This is a genomic window from Photorhabdus kleinii, from assembly GCF_025384885.1.
GTDB classification, from domain to species: domain Bacteria; phylum Pseudomonadota; class Gammaproteobacteria; order Enterobacterales; family Enterobacteriaceae; genus Photorhabdus; species Photorhabdus kayaii.
Genome location: NZ_JAJAFY010000098.1, coordinates 1 through 5,052 on the forward strand (window position 1 = coordinate 1; position 5,052 = coordinate 5,052).

Genomic DNA, 5,052 nt, shown 5'->3' on the forward strand with positions numbered 1-5,052 from the left:
TATAACGGGCTGGATATTTTTCTGGTATATAAAGCACTGAACGCTCGTAATTTCGGTGCTTTTTCTCTTTTGGTAGGATAAATATCTTTATATTCTTTCTCATCTTTTTCAATTTGGATGGCAATGTCCCTATCGCATTTAATTCACAATAACGAACTTGTGACTCAATCAGGTTTAACGTGGCAATAAAGCTTATCCTTGTGGGTAATACTTCCGCTTCTTGGGCTATTGCTGACATTTCCTTCCTTATCAAATTATACGCAACTAATATCCTCCATAATTCCTGTCGGATACCCGATGGGAAACGACTTCTTAATGTGACTTTGCTTCTGAATTGCTACCTTTTCAACTCGCCAAAGTCTTTCTTCTATCTTCCAATGCTCCCGGTAGATTTTTAACAGTTTTTCAAAAGGATAACGAACGGGATTTTTCATAGCAGTCAGGAAACCTTTTAATTTTCCTTGCAGGGTTTTCCGGTTGATCATACGTGCCTGCCAGGTATTTCCCAATCCCGGACATTGCTTTCACGTTGCTGCTGAAACGGGTATTTCTACCAGACAATCCTGTTCACTGTAACGTTTAACGTAATGAATCTCCTGGGGAGGAGGTCTTTTACTCATTCTATTCTATTGGTGTCATAATTAAAATACTGGAAGGTTATATTTGTGCCTTAAAGCAAAATGAATCGAAGGTGAAATTAAAGAAATGGAAAAGAGTAATTTTGGCGTTGAATATAATGAGTTTTGGGATGCTTTGATTATAATGCTTTGGGTTTTTTGTTGTTGCCAATTATACGAAAATAGTTAATCCTTTTAGTTATAAAAATATTTCATTATTGTTTTTATGAGCTAGACTATTATTGACGTGAACTGTGAGAAATCATTTTACGATAGTTCAATATGTTTATTATTAAATAAGGTTTCATAATTTCGCTACACGTGATTTTCTTCAATCCATTGTTATACATAGGGTTGTTAGTAGATAAGGTGTAGCACCATTTTGGAAAGTTATTTAAATAGTGTTATTTAAGGAGTTGTATATGAGTGCAAAAAATGAATTCAAAGCTTTTGCTATTAGTAATCGTGCCAATGTGTTAAGTCAACAAGGCTATGAAGCATATCCAGATTTGTTGATTGGGTTTCCTGATGATCAATATATTCCTCATCACGTATTAAATAAGATCTTGCGTCAAACATCAACCATATCATCTGCTGTAGCTGATTTTATTGCGACAGAATCTGACAGTGGGGTTTTGGATGATGGTGATGTATCTAAAATCACCGCAAAATTAAATGCAGTGTTACAACAAAAAATTAAAATAGAATCTGATAATCGATTTATTCGGTTAAATATAAATACAAAAACATCTGGTTGTATCTTATCTAAAACAGCAGATTTATATGACGACCAATCCCTGCGGGATTTATCATTGTCGGGTTTCTTGCGTCCAAATGGTTGGGCAGACTTGGGTGGTTTGGCAATTCATGTAGCTCACCCCAGTGCGGGGGTTCAACACTCAAGAGGAATTTCGTTTGAATACGGTAGTACATCTGGAGGTCAAAACGGGTTTGGAATACATACGTATGCATTTGACAAAGATGGTAAGTTTAAAGGTAAAAAAAGGATTTTAACGGAAGATGACAGTAATAAAGCGCTACTATCAGTAAATGGATGGTGGAGGTGTGGTGATACTGGAATGATTTATCAATGGGGCAATGCACCTATTGGTGATAATCAGGGAAAAATTGTAAATTTGCCTATTTCATTTCCAAATGAGTTATTATCGCTTCATGTAACAGCTATTTCTTCAGCACCAAACAAAAATATTGATACTTCTGCTTATGGAAAGCCATTAAATAGGTCTCAGATACATGTTTCTGTTTCATCAAATTACCATGATAATGATGTAAGTGGTGTTTACTTTTTTTCTATTGGTCATTAAGGAGAAGAAAAAATGTATTATTACAGTGCTAAAACAAACGCATTTTATCCCATAGAATTGAAACAAAATTATATTGCTTCTGGTTCATTGCCTGATGATATTATGGAAGTTAGTATTGATATTTATCAAGAATACGCTGCGAATAATGTACCAGAAGGAAAATATCGTATAGCAGGTCAAAATGGTTTACCGGAATGGGCCGATATTCCTCCACCAACAAAAGAGGAATTGCAGCAATATATTGAAAGTAAAAAACAACAATTTATTGTGGAAGCTAGCCAGCAGATAGCACCATTACAAGATGCTGTTGATTTAGGAATTGCGACTAAAGAAGAGGAAGCGGCTCTGTTGGTATGGAAAAAGTATAGAGTAATGTTGAACAGGATTGATACTTCACAGGCTACCGATATTGAATGGCCGGAACAACCAAAATAATGACATTGACCTGAATAAACAGATTATTCTTATAATGGTTTTGTTAACATTGAGTAATAAATCTGACTTGAAATTAGCACATAATATTGTTGCAAGATAATTGCTTGTAACAGAGTTTGATTATTGAACTTACTCGATAAAAATCTTTTCGTTTTGGTTTGCAACAGGATATTGAACAGTGCAAAAGTAAACACTTCTTATCTCTAATTGATACTAAAAACGGGATGTTTTAAGTCAAGCTGCTATTAAAGTCTGAGTTCTGTATTTAACAGGACTCGGATTTTTTAATCTCAATATCGAATTAGCGATGTTTGAAGAACTTATCCAATTCCGCAGCGCGGGGCTAAATAGATGTGCTCAGATTATTCACAGTTGTGTAGCATCGGGCTGAATATTCCCTGATGACTTCGAGGAAATCAAGAGTTGAAAACATAATTAGTCTCCTGATGAGGGAATTGCAAATTAGAAAAAATTCAGGTTGTAATTTTAACTTTAATGTATTTAGAATAATGCTGAAAAATCACCAATAGGAGTAGTGTATGAGAACACTAATAGGTTTTTTGGCATTAATACTGTATGGTGTGTCATTCCTATCATTCGGTGCGAGCTTTGATTGCGCAAAAGCCACCAGTAAGGCTGAAAAATTAATCTGCTCGACCCCGGCATTATCCCAAGCTGATGACAACCTATATATTAATTACCTTCAGGCCAAACTGGCTACAGACAACAATGCGGATTTTAAAGCTCTGGTAAAACAGAATTGGGAACTTCGCGAAAAATGCGTGGCAGTTGAATGTCTTCAAGACTGGTATCATCGGTCATCTGAAATGTACAGAAAGATTGCCGCAGATAAAGCAACAGAGAACTGCTATAAAGAAAGGCAAAAAATTACGCTTGATGGCACATTGTTAAGGATTACCTATCCCGGCCCACCAAATTACGAAAGCGTGGAAAACGGGGATAGCCCTGAGACTTATTGGGTATTGCAACCGGATAAGGCAATAAAATGCGCTACAGGGGCACCAGAATTTGGGGATCGTAGTCTTATGCAACTGGTGGTTAAGGGTGAGTTTTATACCGTGTATCGAAGCCTTATCGGACACCGTGTGCGCGTAACCGGAACCATTATGTACGCGGTTACTGGACATCACCATACACCGATAATGCTTGAAACCCAACGAATTGAAGCTGCTAAATAATTTGGAAGTAATTAACGCAGGTATTTTGCTGAACAATAGCTAAGAAGTGGCTCTATCGTCCATCGGGTAATAAAGAATTGGATTGGTTATCAAGGTAAACTTCAGCGAGGTTTACTTGAACGTAAAATTATAGTTGTTGTCAAAGGTAATGGTTCAAAGAGCATTTGTGAGCAAATTCTTGTGACTGAAAATATCAAGACTCTAGCGAGGTGACTACATGAGCACATTAGCTAAAATTAATTCTGAGAGTAATTTCACTATATTCAAATTCGGGTCTCATGAAATCCGCGTGATCAATAAAGATGGTGAGCCGTGGTTTGTTGCTCACGATGTTTGCTCTGCTCTGGAAATTCAAAATATCACGCAATCTATTGAAAGATTAGATGATGATGAGTGGTCTGTGTTTAATATAGGGCATCAGGATGATATTAATGTTGTTAGCGAATCAGGAATGTATACCTTAGTACTTCGTCGTCGTGATGCAATTAAGCAAGGATCTGTTCCTCATCAGTTCCGCAAGTGGGTAACTGGTGAAGTATTACCGGCAATTCGTAAGGCGGGAAGTGATCACAGTTCGATGATTTCTGGTTTATCATTTAATGGACGAATCTTAATGACAGTAGAAAATGGAACCGTAGCCAGTCAAAAGATATTACATTCTGATGAGAAGGTCTTAACCTTTGATACATTTATGGAGCTTGCTCAGAGAGCAGGCTATTTAATTATCCATAGGGAGAAATTTCTCAGCTTGCCTAACCAATGGTAGCTCTAAGCCAAGGATGGCTTAACTCTGTAACCCATTGAAACTGTTGGTGTTAGCTTTTGATAGTTTGTTGGAACCGAAATATTGCGATCATGTTCTTTACTGGGGATTGGAAGGATTTTCGCGGTTGCCATGTTAAGTTTGACTTGATATTGGTTCATTAAAAAAACGATGCAAGAACATTGCGCCTTGTCCGTCTTGGTTCTCACTCAAAACTTGGCTTATAGTAAACAATAAATCTCTTTGACAGATCAGAATCAATTAAAAAAATATAGCCCTGAGAAATGGGGTTATATTTTTGTATATGCACAGGATCGCAGTAAACCACATAAAAGGGGATTTTTTGAGTATTAAATTACTTTTTCATTAATGTAGCCCCATGTATGAGTTGCTATAAATTGGTATGGGAGATCATTCCTTTATAGATACTTCATTGTCAGCACTTATATCTACCTATATTTTCAGAATTGGAGACTCAAGTGCATTGATGAGATTGTGATATTCTTGAACACGGTAAATTAGGTGTTAGGGTAAAGATTTAGTATGGAACGTTAAGTAGGGAGAATTGTAGGAATATATAGAAGGAATAATAACTATACCCGTCATCTTTCAAGTTGCCTCTTTGTTGGCTGCACTCGCTCACCCCGGTCACATAGTTATCTATGCTCCCAGGGATTCACTCCCTTGCCGTCGCGATGCATCTTGAAATCCAT

4 protein-coding genes and 2 pseudogenes are annotated in these 5,052 nt (G+C 36.8%); 4 read left to right on the forward strand and 2 right to left on the reverse strand.

The annotated features are described in order from the left end of the window. Both LG003_RS22460 and LG003_RS22465 read right to left on the reverse strand, forming a co-directional pair. A pseudogene (locus LG003_RS22460) lies at positions 1-238 on the reverse strand (IS4 family transposase); the annotation flags it as partial. Positions 239-254: 16 nt separating this feature from the next. Next, positions 255-485 carry a hypothetical protein gene (locus LG003_RS22465; RefSeq protein WP_262981695.1) on the reverse strand — a complete coding sequence of 77 codons (231 nt, stop codon included), beginning with the start codon at positions 483-485 and terminating at the stop codon, positions 255-257. A gap of 554 nt (positions 486-1,039) precedes the next feature. On the opposite strand from LG003_RS22465, the gene LG003_RS22470 reads away from it, so the two are divergent. The 4 genes and pseudogenes from LG003_RS22470 to LG003_RS22485 form a co-directional block, all read left to right on the forward strand. Further along, positions 1,040-1,942 (forward strand): gp53-like domain-containing protein, encoded by a 903-nt coding sequence (locus tag LG003_RS22470; protein WP_262981696.1) that lies wholly within the window; start codon positions 1,040-1,042, stop codon positions 1,940-1,942. 12 nt (positions 1,943-1,954) lie between these two features. Further along, complete coding sequence (locus LG003_RS22475; RefSeq protein WP_262981697.1) at positions 1,955-2,377, forward strand: tail fiber assembly protein; 423 nt, start codon at positions 1,955-1,957, stop codon at positions 2,375-2,377. Positions 2,378-2,916: 539 nt separating this feature from the next. Then, a complete protein-coding gene (locus LG003_RS22480; RefSeq protein WP_262981698.1) occupies positions 2,917-3,576 on the forward strand; it encodes a DUF4431 domain-containing protein in 660 nt (219 codons plus the stop codon). A 217-nt stretch (positions 3,577-3,793) separates the two neighbouring features. Then, positions 3,794-4,138, forward strand: a pseudogene (locus LG003_RS22485) (BRO-N domain-containing protein); the annotation flags it as partial. Positions 4,139-5,052: the final 914 nt, after the last annotated feature.